We start from the raw sequence: 24,618 nt of genomic DNA, 5'->3' as shown, positions 1-24,618 counted from the left end.
TCAGCTCTCGTTTCTCATGACGTCCACACCAGGCTTCTCGTCTCCCGCGGCTCCATCGACAGCGGGAGTGCGAGCCCGGAGTTGGAATCGACGATCTGAGACTTCACGACGGCATTGCTTGCGTTGTGGAGCACGGCCACCACGCTCCCGTTCTGGTTCTCGAAGGCCGTCGCGGCGACACCCGCGCCGCTGGCGTCGCTCAACGCCAGACCCCCGGTCACGTCGAGAACGTAAGCACCGGGTGTCACGAACTTCGACACGTGATTGAGCGCCCAGTAGCCGGTGTTGTACTCCACGGCACCGGAGCCGTCGGCAGGGACCGTCACGACCCCCTGGCGCTTGGGCAGGACGACGTACGACGTGCCATCGTCGGCCTTGGCATCGCCGTTCTCGTCCAGCGCAAGATTCCACAGGGTCAGCGACGAGCATCCGGCCTGGGTGCATCCGATGACAGTGCGACGAGCCATCACCGACCACGCCGCGGCCCAGGCCTCGGTGAGAAGGTTCCTGGCCTCCGTCATGTGCATCTCGCCCACCCGATCGTCGTCGGCGAATCGGGACACACCGCTGAGCTGATCGTTATAGGAGTGCCAGGACAGTCCGCTACTCACGCGCCCCGTCGAGCTGACCAAGGTGTCAACCGCGTTGGCGTGATCGGGGAGATCCTCGCCCAACAGGAGCTTGGTCGGAAGGCCGGATTTCTCCAAGGCGGGCCCCAGGAAGTCGGTCGCGAAGTTCGCAATGGCTGTGGGTGGCCATCGACCGGAGTAGAAGGGCTCATTGAACGGCGAGAACGAGTAGATGTGGATCCCGCGGTCGTAGTACGCCTGAAGCGCTGCAACGCAGTAGTCCGCGTACGCCTTCGCGAACTGCGACTGCTTGAGCCCCTTGTCCGTCGGATCGATCGTGCGGAAGTACTGACCGCCGAACCCGTCGACCTGCAACCACGATGGCCTGACGGACACCGTGGCGTGGATCTGGAGGCCCGGCCGGATGGCCAGAATCTCCGAGAGCACGCTGCCGATGCGATCCAGGTCCGGGGTAAGCGAGAACGATGTGAGGTTGAAGTCCGTTTGGCCAGAGGCGACGTCGTCGAGCGTATAGATGGCCGGCGTGGTCGGCGACCGGAACGTCTCCGTCGATCCGATGCTGATCCGCGTGGTGTTCCAGCCACAGTGTCCGTTGCGAACCTGTCCGTACAGATGTGTCAGAAGGCTCTGGCGCTGGTCGGCGGTGAGCTTGTTGTTGAGCAGCCAGGCCGCCGCGCCGGAGATGGATGCCCCCACTCCGTGGAAGGTCTGTCGCCGACGGTTCCGGTGGACGACGACCGTCGACGCGCTCGACGAGTCGACCGCCCCCCAGACCGGGCTCGTAGTACGCGCGAGGCGGACATCCGCCTTGTTCTGCGTGGTGAAGGCACTAGCCGCAGCCGGCGCAGCACCGGAGACAACGGAGCCATTGGCGTCCGTCAACCCGATGATGGCGGGCAAGTCGGTCCAACGCGAGCGGCCGTCACCGATCTTCAGGACCTGGCGATCCAGGTCGAATCCAGGCTCGCCGGCCGCCAATACCGGATTCGCTGCGTCCCACTGCTGCGCGGTGCCGCGACGCAGCCGAATCGTCGTCATGAGTCATACCCCCCAACAAAGGCTCGGCGACATCCTGGCACGCGAGCCCATCGACGCGCGGGGCTTTGGCCCAACTGGCGGACGAGGCAATTCCGAGCGGCTCGACGCGTCCGCTACCGTGCTGGTCAGGGGCCAGCGCTGGTCCGCGACGGCACGAGGCAGGCGACACGAAGCGGGAGACGAACAGCGCGTGAATACCAAGCAAAACCGGTTCCGCGGGTCATTCGAGACGTCCCGACGACCGCGAGTCCTTAGTGACCGAACTCACGTCAAGCGACTGGACATCCAGGGCCTCCGGACCGTGGCTGTCGGGCTGGTGATCGCCAACCACCTGACCGGCCAGCCGCGGGGCGGGTTCATCGGAGTCGACGTCTTCTTCGTCATCAGCGGATTCCTCATTACCGGCAACCTGATGCGAAGCGAAAGCCGGATCCGGGGCCCGCGCAGCGCAGTCATCGCCATCGGAGACTTCTACCGCAAACGGATCAAGCGCATCCTGCCCGCTGCGCTGCTCGTCCTGGTGTCGATCGTGGTTGCCGCACACTTCCTGTTCACGGCCACTCGTGCCGCTGACGCGAGAACCGCGGCAACCTGGGCCGCACTCTTCGGCGCGAACATCCACTTCGCCAAGCTCGGGACCGACTACTTCGGCGAGACGGCTGCCGTCTCACCGGTGCAGCACTTCTGGTCGCTGTCCGTGGAGGAGCAGTTCTACTTCGTGTGGCCACTGCTGCTCTTCATCGTGTTCGGTCTCGTGGCACGGACCGGTCGGCTTGGCGCGGCCCGCGTCGTAGCCGGCGGGGCGATGGGCCTGATCATCGTGGCGTCGTTCGGGTATGCGCTGCTGCTGACGTCCAGCAATGCGACTCTCGCGTACTTCTCCAGCCCCGCACGTGCGTGGGAGCTCGGACTTGGCGCACTCCTAGCCATCACCACTCCGGTGTGGGCGAAGCTCAACTATGTGACCGGCACGGTGATGGCATGGGCCGGGCTGGTCGTGATCGCGGTCGGGGCCTTCGTCGTCGGCGGTGACTCCGGCTTTCCCGCTCCAGCTGCCGCCATCCCGGTGCTCGGCTCGGCGCTCGTGCTAGCCGCGGGGATCCGGGGGCCGCAGGAGGACGTGCCCGTCCTGACCAACCAGGTCATGGTCTATCTGGGCGACGCGTCGTATTCGCTGTACCTCTGGCACTTCCCGATCATCGTCTTCCTCCAGCCGGTGCTGGCGAACGCGCCGACCGCCACGTACTACGCCAGCGCACTCATTCTGACGCTGCTGGTCTCCATCACTGCCTTCGAGCTGGTCGAGAATCCACTTCGCATCATCTCCTGGCGTGACCCGCTCGGCTCGCTGCTCAGATTCTCACCCGACGCCCGTCGTCGTCTCCAGATGGGAGCGCTGGCGGCCGGAGCCAGCCTGTGTGTAGGGCTCTTCGCGCCGACTCTCAAGCCGGTGGTGGGCGCGGCGGAGTCAGAGGCCGAGAGCGCCGCTCTCAGCCAACTGGTGCAGGCCACCGAGACCGCGACCGAAGAGGCGACGCCGGAGACGGCGAAGCAGGTAGAGATCCTCCAGGCGCTCAGCGCCACCAGTTGGCCGACGCTCTCGCCGCCCATCGGCGAGGCCGCGAGTGACAAGGCCCCCGAGTTCGCAGCCAAGTACGACTGCATGTACCCCGACCCAACCGACCGGACCGCATGCACCTTCGGCAAGGGGCCAAAGCTCGCCGTGGTCATCGGCGACTCCATCGGCGTCAGTTGGATGCCTGGCATCCGGACCGCTCTCGGCCACCGGTGGCGCGTCCGTGATATCGGTTACGGGTCGTGCGCCTTCCTGGCGACTGACCGCAAGCTCTCCGACCCGACAGCCGAACGCCGATGCAACTCCGACCGCGAGGCAGTCGTGAATCTGGTGAACAGCCTCGCACCCGACCTGATCATCCTCACCAACAACCAGGGCGCGATCAACTCGCTGGCCAGCGGAGCCACAGGACAGGAGGCTGTCACGGCGTGGACCGAGGCGCGTTCCGACGCCATCCGCTCAGTCTCGGCGTCCGGACGGGACATCGTGATCCTCACACCGCCCCCCGTCGGCAAGGCGGCCGACGACTGCGCGGGAGCCGGAAGCGCGCCCGCCGACTGCGTCTCCGGCATCGGGCGGACGTGGAAGGACATGGTCGCCGGGGACATCGCGGCCGCGACGGCCACCGGTGCGCGTCTCGTCGACACCAGCTCGTGGTTCTGCGCGGCCGACTCCGGACGATGCCCGATCTTCGTCGGCACCTCGCCCGTCCGCACCGACGAGCTGCACCTCACCGCCACCTATGCGGAGGCTTTAGCGCCCTTGCTCCGTCTCTCACTGCTTCCCTCCGCAGAACCGTCGTCAGCGAGCGGCAGCCCTACACCCGAGTCCGAGACGTCGTCCGCACCCGCCGGTTCGTAACCCACGGGGGTGCGGTGAAGAAGAACGGCAGACGCAGCTGCTCCAGCAGCGCTGCGAGCAGCAAAGGCGCGACGACCCCGGCGACCGTGGCCACGACGTAGTGGACAGGCAGGTTGTGAACGCCGACGGCGCGCAGCGCGGAGCGCACAGAGGCGGTCACGGTGATGTGCGCGACAAAGATCTCCAGACTCCGCTTGCCCACGAACGCAAGCCAACCAAAGGCCCGCCACTCGGCAACGAACGCACACGCGATCACGATCCCGGCCGTTCCCACCGCCGAGGCAAGGATCCCGCCCAGGACGCCCGAGACGAGGTCATGGGTGTGGACCGGACCGCCGGGTCTCGGCGGAGTCGGCAATTCCGGGAGGAGTGCCGCAAACACAAGTGCGCATCCGATTGTCGCAACGCACCGCCACGCCACGGACGCTGAAAGCGCTCGCTGGACACGCTCGACTCCGAGGAGAACACCCACCAGGTAGGGCGCCAGTAGCGCGATGCCCCAGGTTCCGACGTAGTGGCCGTTCCAACCCCATACGACACACGACAGTGCGATCACGACAACAGTCGCTCCTCGATGCGCACGCCCGCGCCATGGCTCCAACACGGCCCCTGCGACGGCGGCGATGCAGAGCCAGCCGAAGAACCACAACTGCCCCGGCGGAACCCAGAACCGGTAGAGATCCGAGACCACGGGGGCGTCGTTCGCAGCCCCTCCGGCAAGAATTCCCGTGGCGCGCTGCAGCACGGACCAGAGGAGGTAGAGATAGACCGCCTGGCCGATCCGCGCGCGGAGGTACTCTCCGCGAGACCGTCGGACGCCCCGCTCCACGAAGAGACCAGCGACGAAGGCGAAAACGCAGAGATGGACGAGATAGAGCCCCGTGTCGAGGATCTCGTACCACCATGAGCTGGTGGACACCATGCCGGCAGCACCGAGTCCACGGTTCACATGTCCCAGCACGATCGCCACCATGGCCAGACCCTTGGCGATATCGAACGTCGCATCGCGGCGGCGTGTCGCGGGTGTTTGGCGCGTCAATGTCCAGTCCTGTGCGATCGGTCGCATCGCCCGCCTGGCGTGTGTGACGCTGGTATGTTCGTGCGCCAAGCGTCCGCCAACCTGGTCGCGGCCAAAGCGTGCGAGGGGTGAGGGTCCATGGCATTCGTCAATCTACTTGCTGTCATGGTCGTCGTGGCCGGACTTTGGCGATTCCGCGCAGGGTTCGCGGCCGTGATCGTGGCAACACAAGCACTGCGGGTCGTCGGGTTGCAGGATCTGGACACGTCGCTGGGCTGGCCGAACTCGACCTACCTTCTAGCGGCAGCCTCGGTGGTGTCGCTGTGCGCCGGCTACCTTTTCGCCTCGCGCCGGACACGGGCGACCGCGGCCGCGGCCGCGACCGACAAACCTCGCCGAATCGGTCGGCCGTGGGCCGACGAAGGGGTTTACGCGGTGGTAGTCGTTGCCGGCGTTCTGGCGATCTACCACCTGTACAAGCTCGGTTTCCCGATCTTCGCGAGCGACGTCGAGACCAGGCGCTTCGACTTCACCTCGTCGGGCCTCTTCGGAATCCCCGGTCGGATGTATGGCTACGGCACCACCGCAGCCTGGATGCTCGCGTCGGCCAACGCGAGCTCACGAGGAGTCCGCTGGCGTGAATATCGCCCATGGCGACTCGCCACCGTCTTTCAGGTCTTGACGGGACTCCTCGGCGGCTTCAAGGGAGGGATGTTCACGCTCATCGTGGTGTGGATCGGCGTCAACGCCGTGCTCCGTGCGAATCCTCGGCGTCTTGGCGCGCTGGTCGCCCGGCTGATCAGCCTTGTGCCGCTGCCGATCATCTACTTCGGGTTCGTTGCCAGCCTGTACGGCACGACGTCGAAGACCGGGAAGAGCTCTCTCGCCCTGCTGTGGGATCGGCTCACGACCGTTCCCTCACAACCGACCTACTACGCACTCAATCACCACTTCGTCACGACCGGCGGACCGCCGATCCTCACCGACTTCTCCTACCTGCTCGGGAAGTACGCGCATCTGCCGACTGACATCAACTACACACTGGAACACGCGGTGTCGGCTTCGATCATCGGGGTCTCTCCTGAGTCGACGGTCTTCATCGTGCCCGTGACCGTCTCGGGATTCGCCGAAGCCGTGCTGACGATCACCGTGATTCCGGCCCTGGCGTTGATGGCCGTGGTCGGCTTCATCCTGGGGCGGGCCGAGGTGACAGTTCCGAAGACCGTCACCTCCGGGACGCTCCTGAGCCTGCTCTGTCTCTGCCTCTACCGCTGGGTCTCGAAGGGCGAGTTCGCGTACATCGTGCTCAACAACGTGGCTGTGGTGCTCTTCCTCGGCGGGATAGCTTGGGCGACGACGTTGATCGTCGGCAAGCGAGGCGACAAGGCCCGCCCGAGCATCACGACCGCTGCCGAGCCGACGCCGCTGACCTGACCGTCGCGTCGTGCGCCGCGGCGACTCTGAGCGTCAACACCAATGTCGCAAGGTAGGCCGCGGTGGTCGCGAGCGCGTAGCCGCCCACCATCCACAGGTAGTTCGCGTGGAAGACCAGGACGGGAATGCCGCCAGCCAGGAGGCCTCCGCACAACCGAACCAGCTGGTTCGTCAGCAGCACCCTCTCGCGGCCGAGCATGACCAGCAACGGAATCGTGGGCGCGATCGCGATCTGCATCGCAACCGGCAACGCAAGGAGCGCAATGACCACGCCGGCGTCGTGCCACTCTCGCCCGAGTACCGGGGTTGCAAGGATCGGCCCGAGCACCGCCATGGTCGCCGCCAAGGCCAGCGCAACTGCGCCGATCCGCCAGACGAACCGGCGGGTCAACGGCGCGAGCACGGGCCTGCCATCCCGGACGTTGGCGGAAGCGAGCCCCTGGTACTGCTGGGAGAGGGCTTGGCCGATCAGCCCGACCGGGCTCGAGGTGATCCGCTGCGCCGTGCCAACCTGCCCGGTCTCCATCGGAGACGCAAGCGCCGCAGTGAGGATCGTCAGGCCGTACACACTGCTGTTGGACACGACGCCGGCCATGATCGTGACGACCGTCGTCGTGAGCGAGCGGGAGCTCGCCGACGCGCTCTCCGGCACGGGGGCCACGCCCGACGAGACGGCGACGCGGGTGGTGAGGATCCCGGCGAGCCGACCTCCGAGGATGGCGAACGCGAGGCCGACGACCGGACCACCGGCCCATGCGAACGCCAGCTGGATCAAGACCGCCACAACAGCCGACACGAAGTTCCGAACACCGAGTCTCATGAACGCCCGGTCTCGAACGAGGAGTGCGTTGTCCAGCACCGCCAGCGCCGTGGCGAAGAGCAGCGTGCCGACCATGAGAAGCGTCCCTGCGAGGTGCGGGTGGCCCTGCCAGCGCGCAGCCAGGGCACCACCCGCCAGGACGGCAGAGAGCACCGCTGCGAAGAGGACACCGCTCCGGTACTGCCTTACCGCCCCGCCCCCGTGCGGCTCCACCGGGATTCGAAATTCGAGCCTCCTGGAAGCGATGGGCTGCACCACGAGAGCGATGGAGGTCGCCAGCTGGTAGCTGCCCAGTGACGCTGGTCCGTAGACCCGAGTGAGGATCGGCACGGCGCCGATCAGCGCAAGCTGCCCGGCCGCTTGGACTGCGATGGCAGTCGCGTTTCGCTTCAACCCCGCGGAGCCTCACTCGACCCGGGCACGTGCTCGGTCGCGGAAAGAAGACAGCTCAGACCTGCCTCGTTCCATCGCCGCGCGGAGCTCGTCCTGTCGACCGATCTGCGCGCCAAGGAAGGCCAGCGCGTCGTCGTCCCCCAGACGATCGCTCGACTCGCTCATGCCCGCGTATCCGACGATCGCGAAAGTCTCCGAGACCTTCGGCGTCGGCTCCGGCACGAACTCGATCGGGACCGATCCGCTCAGACTCGAGATGATCAGCACGTGCAGGCGATCCGAGACGACACAGCGGCACTCGTCGTACAACGCGCGCAGTTCCGCCTCCTGGGCCAGATCGTCGCCCACCCACTCCGAATAGGTTCCGCCGAGGCGACCGGCAAGGTCTCGCGCTCGCTCGATGTCGTCGACGACCTGGGCGAAGGTCAGGATCTCCAGATCGTTGGCCGCGGCGAACTGGCGCACGATGCCGATCCACTCATCGCCGACGTTCTGCCGCTTGCCGCGCAGGCTCACGCCCAGGAAGCGTCGGTCGCTGGGGACCAGTCCCGGCCTCGCGTCGCCATCGAAAGCGATGTCGGGGGAGAGGGAGCCCGCGGCCACCAGCTCGAGGCTTCGCTTGTCACGCCAGAGCGCTACGGTCGCAACTCTGCACAGGAGACGATGCACGAGGACGGTCAGCGGGTGGTGCGCAGCCACAGCGCGAGGAGGCAGGACGACCGTGCCGCCGCGCAGTCGGACCAACAGCGCCATGACGAGGAAGGAGAGCTCACGCGGGAGAGCAGCCAAGTCGAGATCGATCGCGCCCGGCTCGAAGGCGACGACCGGAGCACGGCGAGAGGTCAGAATCGCACGCAGCCACCTGAAACGACCGCTATCGATCTCGCGGTCCTCAGGTGTGATACCCACCGACCGCTTCCACGACTCCGGCGCGCTGCGCGCATATACGGTCGCCCTCCCTGCGGGACGAACCCACGTCACCGCCTGACGTCGGATGAAGGCGTCGCCAATGTTCGGGTAGTCACCAGTGATCGACACGAAGAGCCGAGAGTCCGTCATCATTTCCCCTGAATCTCGCGGTGGCGGACGTGTCGAGTGCGCTCCCGCAGCCACGCCATGGACCGCCAGAACTCCCGCTGGAGACGCAGCGTGACACGCGAGAGCAGCGAAGGCTTGCCCAGGCGGTCCAGCCGGTCCAGGTACGGACGCACCCGGGTCAGATAGCGCGACAGGTCTCCCGCACGCTTGGCCTCGAGGAAGAGGTCGTGGCTGACGTGGGAGAGCTCGCGGCGGCGTCGGATGAGCTCGATTCGACGGCGATCGGGACCATCCACCGATGCCTCGACCCGCTTGCGCGGGCGCCAGCGACCTGCGGAGTCGTCGTCGTGGAGACGAACCGCCAGCCCCTGCCTCCGGTGACGGAAGTTGCCCGCCTGCGTGTGCGCGACGGCGTCGGCGGAGACGGACTCGACCCACAACTCCCCATTTGTCGACCCTGCGGCGAACATCTCGTCGACGTCCGTCCGGCGAGTGACGATGACATTCGTGCCGCGCCAGTCACCTTCGAACCGAGGCAGCCATGCGTCGCCCACCGCCACGTCGGCCCCCTCGGCGAAGATGTCGTCGCAGTAGTTGCAGGCCCCGAGTTGGAAGACCGCGTGCCCCCAGTTCCCACCGACGAGCGAGGCGGTCTGCGCCGTCTTCCAGCCGCCCGGCCCGAGCGCCCCGAAGCTGTATTGCCGAGAGAGCATGCCAGGGTTCTTGACACGGAAGTCCACCGTCTCGACCTCGGTCGGAGAGACTCCGAGCTGCCAGGCCATCGACTCGCCATAGGCCGCCGACTTCATGTGCCCGCACACCAGACCGACGGTCCGGACGATCTGTCCGGCGAGGACCTCGTCCCCCTGGCAGATGTGCCGGACGCTCTTGACCATGCAGGGGACCCCCACGAAGGCGTATTTCTTCCCGTCGCCACGAATCTGCGACACGGCCTGGGAGAACTCCACGGCGTGATAGCGCGACTTGCGGCGGCCGTAGAGCTCGTCCGCGGTCGTCGAGACGACGTACATGAAGAGGAGATCGTCGCCTGGGCCAGCATGAATGACACCATCGATGACGCCGTCGCGTAGCCACTGGGCGACGATCCATGTCGTCAGACCGCCCGAGCTGCTGCCTACCACGGTCTCGTCGTCCTCGATCCTCGCCACGTAGAGACCGGTGAAGCGGCCGATCCGCGGGTCGGAATCGGCTTGGGGATACAGCGCAGCGCCGAGCTCGTCCTCGTCGGGCGTCGTGTCGGCGAACGGGCACGCCAGCGCTCCGACCTCCTCGACTTCCGGCGCCACACCGTCGAGTTCCGGCAGGTAGGTCCCATACGGCGTGAGGGTGATGGGAATCGCCCCGCCTGTCGCCACCGAACAGCCCCCGCACCCCACGCACGCATCGGCATCGATGACCTTCTCGAGACTGCCCATCAGTGCTTCCCTCTCCGTCGGTTCGCGATCAGCCTACGCAGCCGCAAGGTTGTCCAGAGTCGAACGGCCATGGCGAACTGATACCCGGCGAACGCTGTCGCTGCGAGGCTCGGCGCGCCGACACGCCGCGCGCGGGCGGCGTACCTGAGGACTCCGAGTGGGTTGGCCCGCCGAGCCGCGTACGTCGTCACGCTCGTCATCCCGAAGTCACCGAGGCTCCGCGGACTTCCTGAAAGGCGACGGAGCGCCCATGCCCACGAGAGCTCTGGGTCGAGCGTGCGCGAGACCGTCGGCTGGCCGACGTGGTAGATCGTCAGCGCCTCGGGAAGCTGCACGACGGTGAGGTTCGGAAGCACCTCATCGAGGCTGACGAGCCAGTCGATGTCCTGGTGGAACTTGATCTCGGAGTTCCACGGCACCCGCCTGCCGAGGGCGGCCGGAAACAGCAACGTCGATGCCTGGACGAACCCGATCCCGCCCCTGACCTTGCGCTTGTGGAAAATATAGTCGGGGACGGACTCGCGGGCTGCGATCAGCCTTGCCGGCCATACCTGATCGCCAGTCGGCGTCCGGGCCACGAGCCGGGAGGTGGCGAGCCAGTCGTCGCCGGCAAGACCGGCAATTGCCGATAGTTGCAGCTCGAGCTTGCGCGACTCCCAAAGATCGTCGTCGTCCAGCAAAGCGATCAACCGCCCCGCCGCGTTCTGGATACCCGCCTGCCGGGCAGCGTTGCCGCCGTGTCCGGGCCCGACGCGAAGGAGGCGCACACGTGGGTCGTCGGCCAGGTCGCCGAGCACATCGGAGATATCGTCGGCAGTGTCGAGACACACCAGCACCTCGAGGGGTGGCACGGTCTGGCCCAAGGCCGACTGGATCGCCGCCCGCAGCGCGGGCCGGCCCACACTCGGAATGACCACGGAAACAGTGCTCTCACTCATTCCGATCATGAGGGGCTACCCATTCCGCTCCGCAGTCCGAGCCGACCTGCGGTTCCTGAGATCAGGCCACGCAGGATCGCCCGCGCAATCGATCCCCTCCCGCGAACCGCATACGTCGCAGCCCAGGCTGACCGTACGACGACGAGGACAGGCAGGTGGTAGGCCAGCCGACGATGGAGGCGCAGAAGAACGGCCGCGCTTCTCGTCGCGTTGTAGGCGGTGAGCGCCGACTTGCCCTGCTGCGAGCCTGTCGAGATGCCGCTGGCGTGACAGACCGAGAGACCCTCGAGCACGAGCGAGCGGCCACCCAAGAGTTCGACAGCCAAGGCGTACTCAGCCTCCTCGCAATAGAGAAAGAAATCCTCGTGCAACCCGCCTACCTGCTCCCATGTCCGGCGGGAGGTGGCGAAGCAGTGGCCGGCCGCGTAGACGATCGAGTGGCTCTTCGACGGCGGCTCCTCACCGTGGAGGATCCACGAGGTGCGGCCCGTCCACAGGCTCATGCGCGCGAGCCCGGACTGCAGTTCGCCGTGCTGCAGGGTGCGGAAGCCGTAGACATCCGGTCGATTGACATCCAGGTCAGCCACCGTGTCAAGCAGGTCTCCGGCGTCGACCGTGACGTCGGGGTTGATCACAAACACCCAGTCGAAGACCTCATCCGCCACCGCTCGGAACGCCAGGTTGTTGCCCGTCGCATACCCGCCATTGGACGGAGAACGGGTGACACGCAGTTGAGCGAACCGCCCCTGGAACGGTGCTACTCGCGACATCAGCTCATCGAACTCAACGTCGTCCACGCTGTTGTCGACCACGGAGACCACGAGTCGCTCACTCGACGGAGTGCGACTCAGGGAGACGAGAAGGTCCGACACGATCGCCGATGTCCGATAGCTCAGGACGAGCACCGCCGCCCTCGGAAGATCTGGAGTCTGCGTCATGCCTCATCCAGCCATTCACGGATCCGGTCGGCGAAGACCTGGCGAGAGAAATTCGCCTCCGCCTTCGCGGGCAGCCCGTCCATCGACAGGGCGCACGCCGCCCGCGCGACCTCACGCAGCTCTTCGGCAGGGGCTTCGGCCCGGACTGTCAGACCCCCTCGGAGCAACTCGGCGGACTCGGCGGCTCCACCAATACTGTTGACCAGCACCGGCGTCCCAGCGGCCATGGCCTCGACCGGCATGATCCCAAAGTCTTCGATCGCGAGAAACACGAACAGCATCGCCTCTTGGTAGAGCGCGTAGAGGAATTCGTCGCCCACTCGTCCCACGAAGTGGGCCACTGCACCAATCTCATCGGCCAGCTTCGTCAGATCCTCAAGCTCCGGGCCGCCGCCCGCGATCACGACCGGCAGGCCGAGGTCAGCCGCGATTCGAATGGCGACGTCGACCCGCTTGTAGCTCACCAATCGAGATGCGGTGAAGAGGAACGGCTCCTTGGTCACCGCTTCGAAGGTCGCCGCGCTCTGGTCCGTCAGATGATCCGCCCACCGCTGCACTGAGCGGATGCGCTCGACATCGACCGGCGGGTAGATCACCGACGATGGCTGCTTCCAGGATCGCTCGATCCGATCCCGGAGAAAGTAGCTGTTCGCGGCATACCGAACCCGCGAGCTCGTGTGCGCCGCATCCCACTTGCGCAGAGGCCGGCTCGCCGTGCGAACTGAGAGCCCCGCTCCTCGCGGGTCGACCTCGGGTGCCCACACGTAGCGCGCCGGGGTGTGCACGTAGGAGAACGCCTCCAACCCACGAAGGGCCGCAAAGTAGGCAAGCTGGTGGCCGAACGCGTGGGATGAGGCGACGACGCGGTCGTACCCGGCGAGGTCGATTCGCCGCCACGCCGACGTCATGAAAGGGAGACTCAACGCCTTGCGACCACGAAGAGGCGACCTGGCGAGCCACGTCTCCCCCACCGTTCGATCGAAGCTCTGCGGCATGTCATTCCACAGAGCCAGTGCGTCGGCTTGCGGCAGGGCACGAAGGAACTCCCGGAAGACATTCTCGCTTCCGCCGACCGACTCCACCCATTCATGCGAAACCAGTGTCCGGATCGTCAAGACGCGGACTCCGTCGTCGCTTCGCCGCCGCCGGCCGCCGTGTCGACGGGCGCGCGGTCCGGCGCGTAGCCATACCCGTAGCCATACCCGTAGCCATACCCGTACCCGTATCCACGGCCCCTCGTCGGCACCATGTTCATCACCACGCCGACAAGGCGAGCGTCGACCTGCTCGAGGCGGTCGCGGGAGAGACGAGCCTGGTCTCGGGTCACCTTGCCGTGACGCACGACGAGGATCGCTCCGTCGGCATGGGTCGACAGCAGCGCAGCGTCCGTGACGGGCAGCAGCGGCGGCGCATCGATGATGACGACGTCGTACGTGGCACGCAGCTGGGCGAGCAGCTCCTGCATGGCCTTGCTCTGCAGGAGTTCGGCCGGGTTCGGCGGAACAGGCCCCGACGCGAGGAAGTCGAGGCCGGTCTCGTCGTCCTGCTGGAGCGCGTCCTCGAACTTCAGCTTGCCGACGAGCACGTTCGTCACGCCCACCGCGCCGTCGAGGCCAAGGCGCATGGCTGCGCGAGGCCTCCGCAGGTCGCCCTCGATCAGCAGGGTCCTCACGCCCGCCTGCGCCATGCTCAGCGCGAGGTTGATCGAGGTCGAGGTCTTGCCCTCCTCCGGGATGGCCGAGGTGAGCACGAACACCTTGTTCGGGGTGTCGACGTCGACGAACTGGAGGTTGGTTCGCAGCACGCGGAAGGCCTCCGCGCGGGGAGAATGCGAGGGGATCGCCGTCACGAGCGGCGTCTCCTTCGCGTTCGAGTCGAGCCCGATCGTGCCCAGGACCGGCTTGTCAGTGATCTCCTGGAGGTCCGCAGAGGAGTTGATTCGCGTGTCGAGCGTCTGCCGGAGGACCGCGAGCCCGAAACCGAGGACAAGTCCGATGACCAGTCCAAGGGCGGCGTTGCGCTTCGGCTGGGGCGCGACCGGTGTCGCGGAGAAGCTCGCCTGATCGACGATCGTGGCCTTGATCGGCGCCACCGTCTCACCGGGCGGCGTCTCCAGCTGCCGGACCATGTCGACAAGGCCTTCGGCGTACGACTGAGCGATCTGCTGGGCTTGGTGTGCGTCCGGGTCGGTCGCCGTCAGGGTCAGGTTGACCGTGTTGGTCGTCACTGCAGCACTCACCTCCCTGGCCAGCTCACCAGGCGTCAGGTCGAGCCCGAGATCGGAGATGACCGTCGATGCGAGCTCGCGGCTGCTGACCAGATCGGCGTAGGACTGCACCCGTTGTACCGAGAACTGGCCGGCCGAGTTGAGGGCGCTGCTGTCGTCGGACGTCGTCGTCGACACGAAGAGGCGGGCGCTCGAGGAGTACTTCTTCGTCTGCGTCAGCGTCAGTGCGAGCGCCGCGGCGCAGCAGAGGACCGCGATGAGCGCGATCGAGAGCCAGCGGCGGCGGAGGATCTTGAGATAGTCGCTGAGTTCCACGAGCACTCCTTAGCAGGCGGTCTTGACGGTGGCACTGGCGGGAGCGCCCGGGTCGATGGAGGGGGTGAAGTTCACGCGGGGGTCGCCGGTCTGGCCCTTGCCGGTCGTCATCCGCCACGAGAGGTCGACGGACTCGCCCGGCTGGAGCTGGATCCAGGTGCGCCGGACCGTTCGGCCGTCGAGGTCGACGTTCTGCTGCTGGAAGTTCACGCCGTTCATGTCGATCGGCGTGATCGTCCCGCCGGTCGGCGCGAAGAGGGTGAGGTAGACGAGCTGGTCGCCCTTGGGGACCGCGCCCGTCGAGCCACCGAGGACGTAGGCAGGCAGGCTCGAGGCCGCGTCGGCGGGAGCGGTGGAGGTCAGCGTCATGGTGCCGCGCAGGCTCTGGACTCCGTTCCGGCAGGAGGTGGCGCTGACCTTCGTCTTGTAGCGCAGGTAGTACGACATCTTGCTCAACGTTCCATCGGACAGATACACGCCGACCTGCGGCGAATCCGCGATCTTCGCGTCGAGCTCTCCGGCGATCGTGGTCCCCGCGAGCTTCGCCTGCTCCTCGTCGTGGAAGTCGTGCACGAGCACGCGGCGCTCCTTGGTCGCCTTGGTAAGGGCGTTGAGCAGGTCGGACCGTGAGGCCGTCCCGGTGGTGACCTCGTTGAAGATCGCGGTCGTCACCGCCCCGAAGAAGGCGTCCTGCTGATCGGGATTGGTGTAACGGACGTAGACCTTGCTCAACAGCTCGTCGACCACGTTGCCCTGGGTCAGCTGGATCCCGTCGACCGTGACCGGGCCGTACGCCCCGAGGAGGTAGGAGAGGGTGACGGCGTCGATCGAGATCACGCCGTCGACCTTCGACGACTCGACCTGCTCCCAGCGGGCCTTCCACAGGTCCGCGCTGCGGGGGAAGTCGGGCGTCAGGTTGGCGTCGAGGAAGTAGCGTCCCAGATTCTCGCCGTAGAGCGTCTTCTCGGCGGCGCTGAGCGGCAGGACCGGCGACGACGCCTCGCCGAAGGACGAGCCCGAGCGCTCCTTGACGAGGCTGAGCTTGCCGCCCTTGGCCGTGATCTCCGCGACAGCTCCCGGAAGGCCGCCGGTTGCGCGGATCTCGGCGTTGTTCTGCATCACGAGCAGATAGGTCCGCGATCCGTCGCCACCGAGCATCGCCGGGAGCACGGCGAGCGCTCGGTCCGCGGAGTCGATCGAGCTCGCCGCAGAGGAGATCTGCGCCTGCAGATCGCGGAACTTGAGCCGGACCGAGTCGACGAAGTGGGTGGTGTCCTCAGCCTCCAGGTCGGCGTTGGCCCGATCGAGCGCCTTCTTGCTCGCCGCCACCGGCTCCTGCAGCTCCGCCACCTGCGCGAGGTCGATGCCACCCCCGGTGGGCAGCAGCGCGTCGAGGTTGCCTACGTGGTCGACGAGGTCGTCCAGTCCGCCGGTGGCCAGCTCGTCGGCGACCCGGCTGACCGTGCGCACGCCGTGGGCGTCATCGCCGTAGCCGGGCAGATGGGTGAGGAGCGACCACACCTTCGAGTCGGTCCTCGACCGAGCGGTGTGCACGTGCGCGACGAACTCGTCGAAGCCGGCCTGGGTCGCCGCGTCGTCGCCGGCCATGGCTGCCGACTTGAGGGCACGGGCGTCGTCGGCTGCCGCCGACAGGCTCCGGGCGGTGCTCCAGGCCAGCCAGCCGGCGTACGCGGCCAAGAGCAGGGCCAAGAGGATCAGTACGCCGAGGATCCAGCGCCAGGGGTGTCGCACGTGCACGAGAGCTCTCTTTCCTCCTCAGTCATCATGGCGCAAAGAACGGGCCCCCGGCTATGAGACCGGGGGCCCATTCCAGCGATGTGAAAAAGGGTCAGCGAGAGAGGACGTACACCCGGAGCTTGGCGCGACGCACGCTCGTGATGAGGCCGCTGTCATAGAGAGCGTCGATCTTCGCGAGCAGCTTCTTGGTCTGCTTGACCGTGAGCTTGCCCTTCTTGTTCGCGATCTTCTTGATGTACTTGATGGTCGGCTTCTTCTGCGAGGCCGGGATCGGGTTCGGCGGGCCGTAGGTAGCGGCGTCGGCAGATCCGCCGGTGAAGGCCACAGCGCCAGAACCGAGGACCACCGCAGCGGCAGTCGTTGCGATGAACTTCTTGATCATGTCTGTTTCCTCCTGCGCCGGGGTCCGAGATCCCCAGACGATCTCTGGTTGAGCCTCAACCTCAGCAGATTGGAACGCTCCACGCAAGTCGAAAGACCCATTCGGACGGATTCGAAACCGAGGATTCACCTAGTGGTCTAGACCAGTACAGATTTTCTTGAGAAGAAACGCAACTGTGCCCCCGATCACACGTGAACGGGGGCACAGCGTTTCCTGTGGATGGCTAGGCGAGGGCGATCTCGATCTCCGCGATCTCACCGGTCTGCGCGCGGACGAGGCGGTCGGTGACCTCCGCGCGCGGAGCGAGCGTCCGCAGGGTCCACTGGCCGTCTCCTGCGAAGAACCGGAAGTGTCCGCTGGCGCTCGTGGGTACCTCCGCAGTGAACTCGCCGCTGCGATCGAGGAGTCGGACGTAGGCGCCGCTCACCGGCTCACCGGCACGCGTGACCTGGCCCTGGATGATGGCCTCCTTGGCGACGTCGACGCCGGCGAGGCTCAGGCCTCCCGTAGTGGCTCCGCACATGTCAGGCCTCCCCGGCCTCGTCGCCGAGCACGACCGGGACGCCCACGAGCGAGCCGTACTCGGTCCACGAGCCGTCGTAGTTCTTGACGTTCTCCTGGCCGAGCAGCTCCTTAAGGACGAACCACGTGTGCGAGCTGCGCTCGCCGATGCGGCAGTAGGCGATCGTGTCCTTGGACCAGTCGACACCCGCCTCGGTGTAGAGCTCCTTGAGGTCGGCGTCGGACTTAAAGGTGCCGTCGTCGTTGGCCGCCTTGCTCCACGGCACGTTGGCGGCGGTCGGGATGTGACCGGCCCGCTGGGCCTGCTCCTGGGGCAGGTGCGCCGGCGCGAGCAGGCGGCCGGCGTACTCGTCGGGCGAGCGGACGTCGACGAGGTTCTTGGTGCCGATCGCCTCCACGACCTCCTCGCGGAAGGCGCGGATGCTCGCGTCCTGGTCCTGCGCCGTGTACGACGTCGTCGGCCGCTCCACGGTCTCGTCGGTCAGCTCGCGGGAGTCGAGCTCCCACTTCTTGCGACCGCCGTCGAGGAGCTTCACGTCCTGGTGGCCGTAGAGCTTGAAGTACCAGTACGCATAGGCGGCGAACCAGTTGTTGTTGCCGCCGTAGAGCACGACGGTGTCGTCGTTGGAGACGCCCTTGGCGGAGAGGAGCTCCTCGAACTGCGCCTTGTTGACGAAGTCGCGGCGGACCGGGTCCTGGAGGTCGGTGGTCCAGTCGAGCTTGATGGCGCCCTTGATGTGGCCCTTCTCGTAGGCCGTGGTGTCCTCGTCGACCTCGATCAGGACGATGGAGTCGTCACCGAGGTGGTCCTCCACCCACTGGGCGGAGACGAGCGCGTTCTCGCGAGTCATGTCGATTCTCTTTCTGTTGAAGCTGTTGAAGCTCGGAAGCCGGAGTCGGAAGGTCAGCGTGCTGCGGGGGTGAGGCGTTTGCCGATGAGGTAGAGCTCGCACCCCAGACAGAAGCCGAAGGCGGCGTTGAGGATCGCCGCGACCAGGGCGAAGGCGAGCGCGACGTAGGCGAGCGGCTCGAGTCCGGCCACGATGCCGACCAGCGCGGCCACGCCGAAGACCAGGCCCACCGTCTGGGCGAACCGCGGGGGCGCTGGGTCCTCGAGGTGCATCGGAGGCGCGAGGCGCGGACGGATGAGCCGGCGGAACACGACGCCGGTCGGCGTGGACTGAACGCCGCGCAGCGCGCCGAGCGCGAAGAGCGCCGTCTGGATCGCCGCCAGGACGAGCGCGACCGGTCGAGCGGGCGCGAGCGTCAGGATCGCGAGCGCGACCAGGACGACCGTCACGGACGCCGTGAAGCGCGGGCCGCGTGGGTCGATGCCGGGGGTGGACATGGCAGCAACGGTATGGGCGCGGTCGTGTCGGTCCAAGTCGAGATCCCAGAATGTGGACTTACGTCCGAATTGTGAGATTCAGGCGTCAGGCAGCGCGGTGAGCACCTGGTCCTTGCGGGGAGCGCCCGCGGCACGGGCCACCTCGCGGCCGCCCGCGTCCAGGATCAGCGTGGTCGGCGTACGGGTGATGCCGAGCTCGCGCACGAGGGCCAGCTCGTGCTCGGCGTCGAGATCGAGGTGCCGCACCCCGGCCTCGGTGGCGGCGACGTCCTCGAGGATGCGCCGGGTGACGCGGCAGGGCGCGCAGAAGGCCGTCGAGAACTGGACGAGCGTGGCCCGCGCGCCGAGCTCGCGGCCGTGCCACAGGACCGGACCGGCCGGCGCCCCGGTGCCCGGAGCGGACGTCGGCCGGAAGCGGCCGTCGACGACTCGGCGATACACGCCGAACGCCACGGCGGCCAGCGCCGAGACTGCGACGATCCACACACCTATCACGTTTCGCAACAACGTCGACGGTGACCGAAATGTTTCGGTAGAGTGCCAAATCGATCACCCCACCGAGGCTCAGCGTTGCGTCTTGGTGCTCCTCAATGGCACTGGAGGTCCCCCGCCATGAGCACCCTGCTTCTGCTGACCAGCGCCCTGCAGCCCTCCGTCGAGGTCCTGCCCGGGCTTTCCCTGCTTGGTCACAACGTCAAGATCCTGCCCGCCGAGGGCAGCGCTTTGTTGGAGGCTCCCGACTCCGACCTTCTGCTGGTGGACGGGCGCCAGGATCTCGCGCATGCGCGTGACCTGTGCCGTCTGATCCGTACGACGGGCACCGATGTGCCCGTCCTCCTCATCGTGACCGAGGGCGGCCTGGCGGTCGTCTCGCACGACTGGGGCATGGACGACGTCGTCCTGCACACCTGCGGGCCGGCCGAGCTCGAGGCGCGCATCAAGCTGGCCATCGGCCGACTGGCCGCGCTCCGCGAGGCCGCCGACCCCGAGGCCCACGTCATCCGCAGCGGGGAGGTCGTCGTCGACGACGCGACCTACACCGCCAAGGTCGGCGGACGCCCCCTCGACCTGACCTTCAAGGAGTTCGAGCTCCTGAAGTTCCTCGCCCAGCACCCCGGCCGGGTCTTCTCCCGCCAGCAGCTGCTGCAGGAGGTGTGGGGCTACGACTACTTCGGCGGCACCCGCACGGTCGACGTCCACGTGCGTCGTCTCCGGGCGAAGCTCGGCTCGGAGAACGAGACCCTCATCGGCACCGTGCGCAACGTCGGCTACCGCTTCGTGCTGCCGACGAAGAGCTCCGAGGGCCCCGGCTCCGCGGCCTCCGACGCGCGCATCGTCTCCCCCCGGGTCGACGAGACCGTCTGACTCTTGGATCCGTCCGACGCCTCGGCCGTCCTCGCCATCGCGGGGGCGGCCGAGGCGTCTGACGGGGTCGCACCCCTCGACGAGTCGATGTCGTTGGCGGTCAGGAGGCGACCGGAGTCGGTGCGGGCGATCGTCCGCGAGGCCGGCTTCGCCCTGGCGTACGACGGGCAGCTGGCTGTCGTCGTACTACCTGAGGACCGGGGGCACGGGGTCGGGACCGCGCTCGCCGCGGCCCTGCTCGACGGGACCGGCGACGGCCATCTCCGCGCGTGGATGCACGGGGAGTCGCCGGCGGCGCGGCGGCTGGCGGCGCGGTTCGGGTTCACCGCCGGGCGGGAGCTGTGGGTCATGCGCCTGGACCACCAGGGTGGTCCAACCGAGCGGACCAACAGGCATAGCGTTCCGCACGGGGTCGCTCTCCGGGGGTTCGCACCGGGCGACGAGCCCGAGATCCTGCGGGTCAACGCGGCGGCGTTCTCGTGGCACCCCGAGCAGGGATCGATGGACCTCGCCGACCTCCACGAGCGCATGGCCGAGCCCTGGTTCGAGCCGGCCGGGCTGATCGAGGCCTGGGAAGGGGCGGCGCTGCTGGGGTTCCACTGGACCAAGCGGCACCCCGGCACGCCGGACGGACGCACGCACGGGGAGGTCTACGTCGTCACGGTCGACCCCGCCGCACAGGGGCGGGGGCTGGGTCGCCTGCTGACCGTCGCCGGCCTGGAGCACCTGAGCGACTGCGACGAGGTGCATCTCTATGTCGAGAGCGACAACGCCGCCGCCGTACGCCTCTACGGGTCGCTCGGCTTCACCCATGCTCCCGCCGACACCCACGTCATGTTTCACCGCCCCGGCGGCGAGACCGACAAGCAGGGCCGGCGGTCCTAGACTCGCGAGCGTGGCCTTCCAGATCCCCGATGACCTCTCCCCCGCGGCCGGCCCGGTGGCCTGGCTGCTCGGCACCTGGCGCGGGAACGGGCACGGCGACTACCCGACGATCGAGCCGTTCCAGTTCGGCCAGGAGCTGATCTTCACCCACGACGGGCGGCCGTTCTTCCACTACATGTCGCGCAGCTGGGTGATCGATGCCGAGACCGGCGAGAAGATCCGCGAGGACGTCATCGAGACCGGCTTCCTGCGTTGCCTCCCGGGCGAGGCACCCGGCCAGGCGTCGCTCGAGCTCGTGCTGACGCAGAGCACCGGCCTCATCGAGGTGTGGTACGGCGCGGCGGCCGACGGCAAGATCGAACTGCACACCGCCGGCGTCGCCCACACCGAGACCGGCCCCGACGTCACCGCCGGCAAGCGGCTCTACGGCAACGTCGAGGGCGACCTCCTCTACGCCTACGACATGGAGGCCGAGGGCCAGGAGATGCAGCCGCACCGCTGGGCGCGGCTGCAGCGGGCGTGACGGGGCGGGCCCGATGAGGGGACGGCGTCGTGGGTGACTGGCGGGAGGAGCTGCGAGCGCGCGGCTACCGCCTGACGCCCCAGCGCGAGCTGATCCTCGCCGCCGTGACCCGCCTGGGCCACGCGACGCCCGACGAGATCTTCGCCGCCGTGTCGCAGGAGTCGGCGGCGATCAACATCTCGACGGTCTACCGCACCCTCGAGGTGCTCGAGTCGCTCGGGCTGGTCCGGCACCTGCACCTGAGCGATCGCGCCCCGACGTACCACTCGGTCTCCTCCGGGCCTGGCCACTTCCACCTGTCCTGCCGGAATTGCGGCCAGGTCATCTCGGTTGAGGAGTCGAAGGCCTCGGCGTTGACCACGACGCTGCGCGAGGAGTTTGGCTTCGATGCCGACGTCGCCCACCTGACCATCTTCGGGGCCCACACGCACTGTCCGGAGGAGCCGAGCCATGACCACCACCACTAGCCCCCTGCTGTCGCTGGCCGGCGCGGTCGAGGGCTCCGGCATCGATGCCGGGGTGGCGGCGCACTACGGCTCGTTCAACGCCGAGCAGCGCACGCTGGTCTCCGGGGCGGGGTTCGTGGACCTGTCGCACCGCGACGTGCTGCGGATCTCCGGCCCCGACCGCCTCACCTGGCTGCACTCGCTGACCTCGCAGGCCTTCGAGGGGCTGGCGCCGCAGGAGTGGCGCTCCGCGCTGATCCTCTCCCCGCAGGGACACGTGGAGCACTTCCTCTCCGGGTACGACGACGGCACGTCGTTCACGGCCTGGACCGAGCCGGGCCTCGGCGCCGCGCTCGTCGCCTATCTGGACCGGATGCGGTTCTGGTCGGACGTGACCGTCTCGTCCGTGCCGGAGCTGGCGGTGGTCTGGCGGCCGGGCGGCGGCCCCCATCGTGCATCTGCGGGATTACACGCCGACGGGCGGCCTGACACGCCGGACGGAATCCCACACATGCACGATCCTGGGCCCGGGCGCACGATGTTCGTGCCGCGTTCCGAACTCGAGGCGCTGCCGGGCGCGTTGGGCGACCCGGCTGGGATGTGGGCGTACGAGGCGATCCGGATCGCCCGCGGCGAACCGCGCTTCCGGCTCGACACCGACGACCGGACGATCCCCAACGAGGTCGGCTGGCTGCCCGGCGGGCCGGTCGCCGCGGTGCACCTGGACAAGGGCTGCTACCGAGGGCAGGAGACGGTCGCCCGCGTCCACACCCTGGGGCGGCCGCCGCGCCGGCTCACGCTGCTGCATCTGGACGGCTCCGAGAATCGTCTGCCGGCGATCGGGGCGCCGCTGTATCTCGCCTCCGAGGTGCTCGACGGCGTGGGACCGATCGCGGTCGGCGAGAGCACGAGCGACCCGGCGCCGGCACGGCCGGTCGGGTTCGTCGGATCCTCCGCACGCCACCACGAGCTCGGTCCGATCGCCCTGGGCCTGGTGAAGCGGAGCGTGCCGACCGACGCCCTGCTGTCGGCCGACGGCATGCCCGCCGCCCAGGAGATCCTCGTCGATCCCGAGGTCGGCCTGCACGTCCGCCCGCTCCGCTGACCCGCCGGCGCCGTGCCGGTGCGAGCGTCCCCGGGCGGGCCGCGTCGCGCGGATAGGATCGCGGGGCTATGTCCGACTCGTCGACGGGCTCCACGTCCGGCTCCTCCGAATCGTCGCCGTCCGACCGTCGCTGGTTCCGGCGAGGTGGGGGCGACGACTCCGAGACGCCCGGCTCCGCACTGCCCGCGTCGTCGCCGGAGGCGGCCCATCAGCTGCGGGCTCTGGCCGAGCAGGCCGCGGCGGTGCAGGCCGCGGAGCGGATCGCGGCGGAGGAGGCCGCGGCCGAGGCCCATCGAGTCGCACGGGAGGCGTCGGAGCAGGCCGCCCGCCAGGCGGAGACCGCCTCGGCCGCGCACGCGGCGCGGATCCAGGCCGAGGAGGCGCTGGCGATCGTTCTGCGGCGCCACAGCGAGACGCAGTCCGCCGCCCTGGTCGCCGAGCAGGCGCGCAGCGTGGCGGAGCAGCGGGCCGCGGAGCAGTACGCCGCGACGGCCGAAGCCACGCGGCGCCATCAGGAGGCCCTCGAGGCCGCGCAGGCCCGGGAGGCGGAGCTGCACCAGAGTCTCACCGACCTGGCGGTGGCCCGGGATGCGGCGGAACGGTCCGCACAGGGCCTGGCCGAGTCGCTGAGCGAGGTCCTCGAGGCCCGGCACCGCGCCGAGGCGCTCGCCGCCGAGAACGCCCGGGCGGCGGCCGCGGCTCAGGCCGAGCGGACCGAGGCCGAGCAGGTGGCCCAGCGGGCGACCACCGAGGCGCTCGCCCGCGTCGAGAGCGCCACCGCCGTCGCGGAGGAGGCGCAGCGGGCCCGGACCGAGGCGGAGGAGGCCGCGGCGGAGGCCCATCGGGAGACCGACGCACGCCTCGCGGCGGCCGCGGCGCTCCTGGAGCAGGCGAGGGTGGAGACGACTGCCCTGCACGAGGAGCAGCTGACCTCCCTCGCCGACGCCCACACCACCCACCTGACCGCGCTGCTCGCGGTCGTCGAGGAGGCCTCGGCCAGGCACGCCGAGCTGCGCGACGAGACCGACGAGCAGCATGCCACCCACGTCGCCTCGCTCGCCGAGCTCGCCGAGGAGACCGCGACCAAGCATGCAGAGCTCCGGGAGGAGACCGAGGCGAAGCACGCGGAGCTCCGCGACGAGACGGCCGCCATGCACGCGACGCTCCGTGACGAGACCGCCGCACAGCATGCCGCCGTGCGCGAGGAGACCACTGACGCGCTGAGCACCGCACGGGAGATCGCCGAGCGCGCGGCGAGCGCGAGCCAGCAGGCCCACGCCGAGACCGACCGCAAGCTGACCGCGTTCCTGGAGACCCGCAGCGAGCTCGAGCACACCACCGCCACCCAGCTCGAGGTCGCGATCACCGCCCACGAGGCGCGGCTCGAGGCCGAGCAGGCCGCCCGCGCGAAGGCCCGTGAGGCGCACGAGGCCCATGAGGCGAGAGGCGCGGCCGAGACGGCGTACGCGGAGTTCGTCGCCGGTGCGGAGGAGCGGATCCGTCTTCGGTCCGAGGAGGCGGCGTCGGCCCACCAGGCCCGCACGTCGGCCGAACAGGAGGCCAAGGCCCAGAGCGACGCGGCTGCCGAGGCGCACGCGGCGCGGATCGTCGCCGAGGAGGCCGCCGCGCGCGCCGCGACCGAGCGCGAGCAGGCGATCGCGC

The 24,618-nt window shown here is 68.3% G+C and carries 22 protein-coding genes and 1 pseudogene; 8 read left to right on the top strand and 15 right to left on the bottom strand.

The features are described 5' to 3' along the window. Positions 1–14: 14 nt before the first annotated feature. On the bottom strand, positions 15–1,628 hold the full coding sequence (locus tag QM572_RS14615) for a glycoside hydrolase family 30 beta sandwich domain-containing protein (protein WP_415094362.1): 1,614 nt from the start codon (positions 1,626–1,628) through the stop codon (positions 15–17). On the opposite strand from QM572_RS14615, the gene QM572_RS14610 reads away from it, so the two are divergent. After that, on the top strand, positions 1,627–4,065 hold the full coding sequence (locus QM572_RS14610; RefSeq protein WP_415094360.1) for an acyltransferase family protein: 2,439 nt from the start codon (positions 1,627–1,629) through the stop codon (positions 4,063–4,065). The two genes, QM572_RS14615 and QM572_RS14610, sit on opposite strands and share 2 nt — an antisense overlap. On the opposite strand, the gene QM572_RS14605 is transcribed toward QM572_RS14610, so the two are convergent. After that, complete coding sequence (locus QM572_RS14605) at positions 4,022–5,131, bottom strand: acyltransferase family protein (protein ID WP_415094358.1); 1,110 nt, start codon at positions 5,129–5,131, stop codon at positions 4,022–4,024. The two genes, QM572_RS14610 and QM572_RS14605, sit on opposite strands and share 44 nt — an antisense overlap. A gap of 90 nt (positions 5,132–5,221) precedes the next feature. Here QM572_RS14605 and QM572_RS14600 point away from each other — a divergent pair, with 90 nt between their 5' ends. Then, complete coding sequence (locus tag QM572_RS14600; protein WP_415094356.1) at positions 5,222–6,517, top strand: hypothetical protein; 1,296 nt, start codon at positions 5,222–5,224, stop codon at positions 6,515–6,517. Here QM572_RS14600 and QM572_RS14595 read toward each other — a convergent pair. From QM572_RS14595 to QM572_RS14535, 13 genes are all read right to left on the bottom strand, one after another. Continuing rightward, positions 6,483–7,730 carry a lipopolysaccharide biosynthesis protein gene (locus tag QM572_RS14595; RefSeq protein WP_415094354.1) on the bottom strand — a complete coding sequence of 416 codons (1,248 nt, stop codon included), beginning with the start codon at positions 7,728–7,730 and terminating at the stop codon, positions 6,483–6,485. The two genes, QM572_RS14600 and QM572_RS14595, sit on opposite strands and share 35 nt — an antisense overlap. Positions 7,731–7,742: 12 nt before the next feature. Continuing rightward, positions 7,743–8,792: a polysaccharide pyruvyl transferase family protein gene (locus tag QM572_RS14590; protein WP_415094352.1), complete on the bottom strand. Its 1,050-nt coding sequence runs from the start codon at positions 8,790–8,792 to the stop codon at positions 7,743–7,745. Then, positions 8,789–10,204: a Coenzyme F420 hydrogenase/dehydrogenase, beta subunit C-terminal domain gene (locus QM572_RS14585; protein ID WP_415094350.1), complete on the bottom strand. Its 1,416-nt coding sequence runs from the start codon at positions 10,202–10,204 to the stop codon at positions 8,789–8,791. Before QM572_RS14585 ends, QM572_RS14590 begins: the two co-directional genes overlap by 4 nt. Next, complete coding sequence (locus tag QM572_RS14580) at positions 10,204–11,142, bottom strand: glycosyltransferase family 2 protein (protein ID WP_415094348.1); 939 nt, start codon at positions 11,140–11,142, stop codon at positions 10,204–10,206. Before QM572_RS14580 ends, QM572_RS14585 begins: the two co-directional genes overlap by 1 nt. 5 nt (positions 11,143–11,147) lie before the next feature. Continuing rightward, entirely contained in the window at positions 11,148–12,080 is a 933-nt protein-coding gene (locus QM572_RS14575; protein ID WP_415094346.1) for a glycosyltransferase, read from the bottom strand. Further along, complete coding sequence (locus QM572_RS14570; RefSeq protein WP_415094344.1) at positions 12,077–13,195, bottom strand: glycosyltransferase; 1,119 nt, start codon at positions 13,193–13,195, stop codon at positions 12,077–12,079. The genes QM572_RS14575 and QM572_RS14570 overlap by 4 nt, the downstream gene beginning before the upstream one ends. After that, a complete protein-coding gene (locus QM572_RS14565; RefSeq protein ID WP_415094342.1) occupies positions 13,192–14,622 on the bottom strand; it encodes a polysaccharide biosynthesis tyrosine autokinase in 1,431 nt (476 codons plus the stop codon). The genes QM572_RS14570 and QM572_RS14565 overlap by 4 nt, the downstream gene beginning before the upstream one ends. Before the next feature lie 9 nt (positions 14,623–14,631). After that, positions 14,632–16,380 carry a DUF4012 domain-containing protein gene (locus QM572_RS14560; RefSeq protein WP_415094340.1) on the bottom strand — a complete coding sequence of 583 codons (1,749 nt, stop codon included), beginning with the start codon at positions 16,378–16,380 and terminating at the stop codon, positions 14,632–14,634. A gap of 91 nt (positions 16,381–16,471) precedes the next feature. Continuing rightward, entirely contained in the window at positions 16,472–16,762 is a 291-nt protein-coding gene (locus QM572_RS14555; RefSeq protein ID WP_415094338.1) for a hypothetical protein, read from the bottom strand. A 223-nt stretch (positions 16,763–16,985) separates the two neighbouring features. Then, a complete protein-coding gene (locus QM572_RS14550; protein ID WP_415094336.1) occupies positions 16,986–17,285 on the bottom strand; it encodes a DUF1416 domain-containing protein in 300 nt (99 codons plus the stop codon). Position 17,286: 1 nt separating this feature from the next. Further along, positions 17,287–18,135 carry a sulfurtransferase gene (locus QM572_RS14545; protein ID WP_415094334.1) on the bottom strand — a complete coding sequence of 283 codons (849 nt, stop codon included), beginning with the start codon at positions 18,133–18,135 and terminating at the stop codon, positions 17,287–17,289. Between the two features lie 53 nt (positions 18,136–18,188). Beyond that, entirely contained in the window at positions 18,189–18,632 is a 444-nt protein-coding gene (locus QM572_RS14540) for a DUF4395 domain-containing protein (RefSeq protein WP_415094332.1), read from the bottom strand. 78 nt (positions 18,633–18,710) lie between these two features. Then, positions 18,711–19,118 carry a thioredoxin family protein gene (locus tag QM572_RS14535; RefSeq protein WP_415094330.1) on the bottom strand — a complete coding sequence of 136 codons (408 nt, stop codon included), beginning with the start codon at positions 19,116–19,118 and terminating at the stop codon, positions 18,711–18,713. Between the two features lie 126 nt (positions 19,119–19,244). Here QM572_RS14535 and QM572_RS14530 point away from each other — a divergent pair, with 126 nt between their 5' ends. The 6 genes and pseudogenes from QM572_RS14530 to QM572_RS14505 form a co-directional block, all read left to right on the top strand. Then, the gene (locus tag QM572_RS14530) at positions 19,245–19,997 is read left to right on the top strand and encodes a response regulator transcription factor (protein ID WP_415094328.1); all 753 of its coding nucleotides are present in this window, start codon (positions 19,245–19,247) and stop codon (positions 19,995–19,997) included. A 3-nt stretch (positions 19,998–20,000) separates the two neighbouring features. Then, a complete protein-coding gene (gene mshD, locus QM572_RS14525; protein WP_415094326.1) occupies positions 20,001–20,882 on the top strand; it encodes a mycothiol synthase in 882 nt (293 codons plus the stop codon). A 10-nt stretch (positions 20,883–20,892) separates the two neighbouring features. Continuing rightward, positions 20,893–21,405 (top strand): FABP family protein, encoded by a 513-nt coding sequence (locus tag QM572_RS14520; protein WP_415094324.1) that lies wholly within the window; start codon positions 20,893–20,895, stop codon positions 21,403–21,405. A 29-nt stretch (positions 21,406–21,434) separates the two neighbouring features. After that, positions 21,435–21,872 carry a Fur family transcriptional regulator gene (locus tag QM572_RS14515; protein ID WP_415094322.1) on the top strand — a complete coding sequence of 146 codons (438 nt, stop codon included), beginning with the start codon at positions 21,435–21,437 and terminating at the stop codon, positions 21,870–21,872. Further along, complete coding sequence (locus tag QM572_RS14510) at positions 21,856–22,956, top strand: YgfZ/GcvT domain-containing protein (RefSeq protein ID WP_415094320.1); 1,101 nt, start codon at positions 21,856–21,858, stop codon at positions 22,954–22,956. Before QM572_RS14515 ends, QM572_RS14510 begins: the two co-directional genes overlap by 17 nt. 68 nt (positions 22,957–23,024) lie before the next feature. Continuing rightward, positions 23,025–24,618 (top strand): annotated as a pseudogene (locus tag QM572_RS14505) (hypothetical protein); the annotation flags it as partial.

Source organism: Nocardioides sp. (assembly GCF_047607365.1).
GTDB lineage: Bacteria > Actinomycetota > Actinomycetes > Propionibacteriales > Nocardioidaceae > Nocardioides.
Note: the sequence above shows the minus strand (reverse complement) of the source record. Positions and strands in the feature narration are given on the sequence as shown.

Coding starts and splice junctions, on each gene's coding strand:
- QM572_RS14605 (WP_415094358.1), bottom strand. CDS start 5,131: ATGCGACCGATCGCACAGGACTGGACATTGACGCGCCAAACACCCGCG.
- QM572_RS14510 (WP_415094320.1), top strand. CDS start 21,856: ATGACCACCACCACTAGCCCCCTGCTGTCGCTGGCCGGCGCGGTCGAG.
- QM572_RS14555 (WP_415094338.1), bottom strand. CDS start 16,762: ATGATCAAGAAGTTCATCGCAACGACTGCCGCTGCGGTGGTCCTCGGT.
- QM572_RS14540 (WP_415094332.1), bottom strand. CDS start 18,632: ATGTCCACCCCCGGCATCGACCCACGCGGCCCGCGCTTCACGGCGTCC.
- QM572_RS14600 (WP_415094356.1), top strand. CDS start 5,222: ATGGCATTCGTCAATCTACTTGCTGTCATGGTCGTCGTGGCCGGACTT.
- QM572_RS14585 (WP_415094350.1), bottom strand. CDS start 10,204: ATGGGCAGTCTCGAGAAGGTCATCGATGCCGATGCGTGCGTGGGGTGC.
- QM572_RS14530 (WP_415094328.1), top strand. CDS start 19,245: ATGAGCACCCTGCTTCTGCTGACCAGCGCCCTGCAGCCCTCCGTCGAG.
- QM572_RS14590 (WP_415094352.1), bottom strand. CDS start 8,792: ATGATGACGGACTCTCGGCTCTTCGTGTCGATCACTGGTGACTACCCG.
- QM572_RS14550 (WP_415094336.1), bottom strand. CDS start 17,285: ATGTGCGGAGCCACTACGGGAGGCCTGAGCCTCGCCGGCGTCGACGTC.
- QM572_RS14610 (WP_415094360.1), top strand. CDS start 1,627: ATGAGTCATACCCCCCAACAAAGGCTCGGCGACATCCTGGCACGCGAG.
- QM572_RS14545 (WP_415094334.1), bottom strand. CDS start 18,135: ATGACTCGCGAGAACGCGCTCGTCTCCGCCCAGTGGGTGGAGGACCAC.
- QM572_RS14615 (WP_415094362.1), bottom strand. CDS start 1,628: ATGACGACGATTCGGCTGCGTCGCGGCACCGCGCAGCAGTGGGACGCA.
- QM572_RS14580 (WP_415094348.1), bottom strand. CDS start 11,142: ATGAGTGAGAGCACTGTTTCCGTGGTCATTCCGAGTGTGGGCCGGCCC.
- QM572_RS14575 (WP_415094346.1), bottom strand. CDS start 12,080: ATGACGCAGACTCCAGATCTTCCGAGGGCGGCGGTGCTCGTCCTGAGC.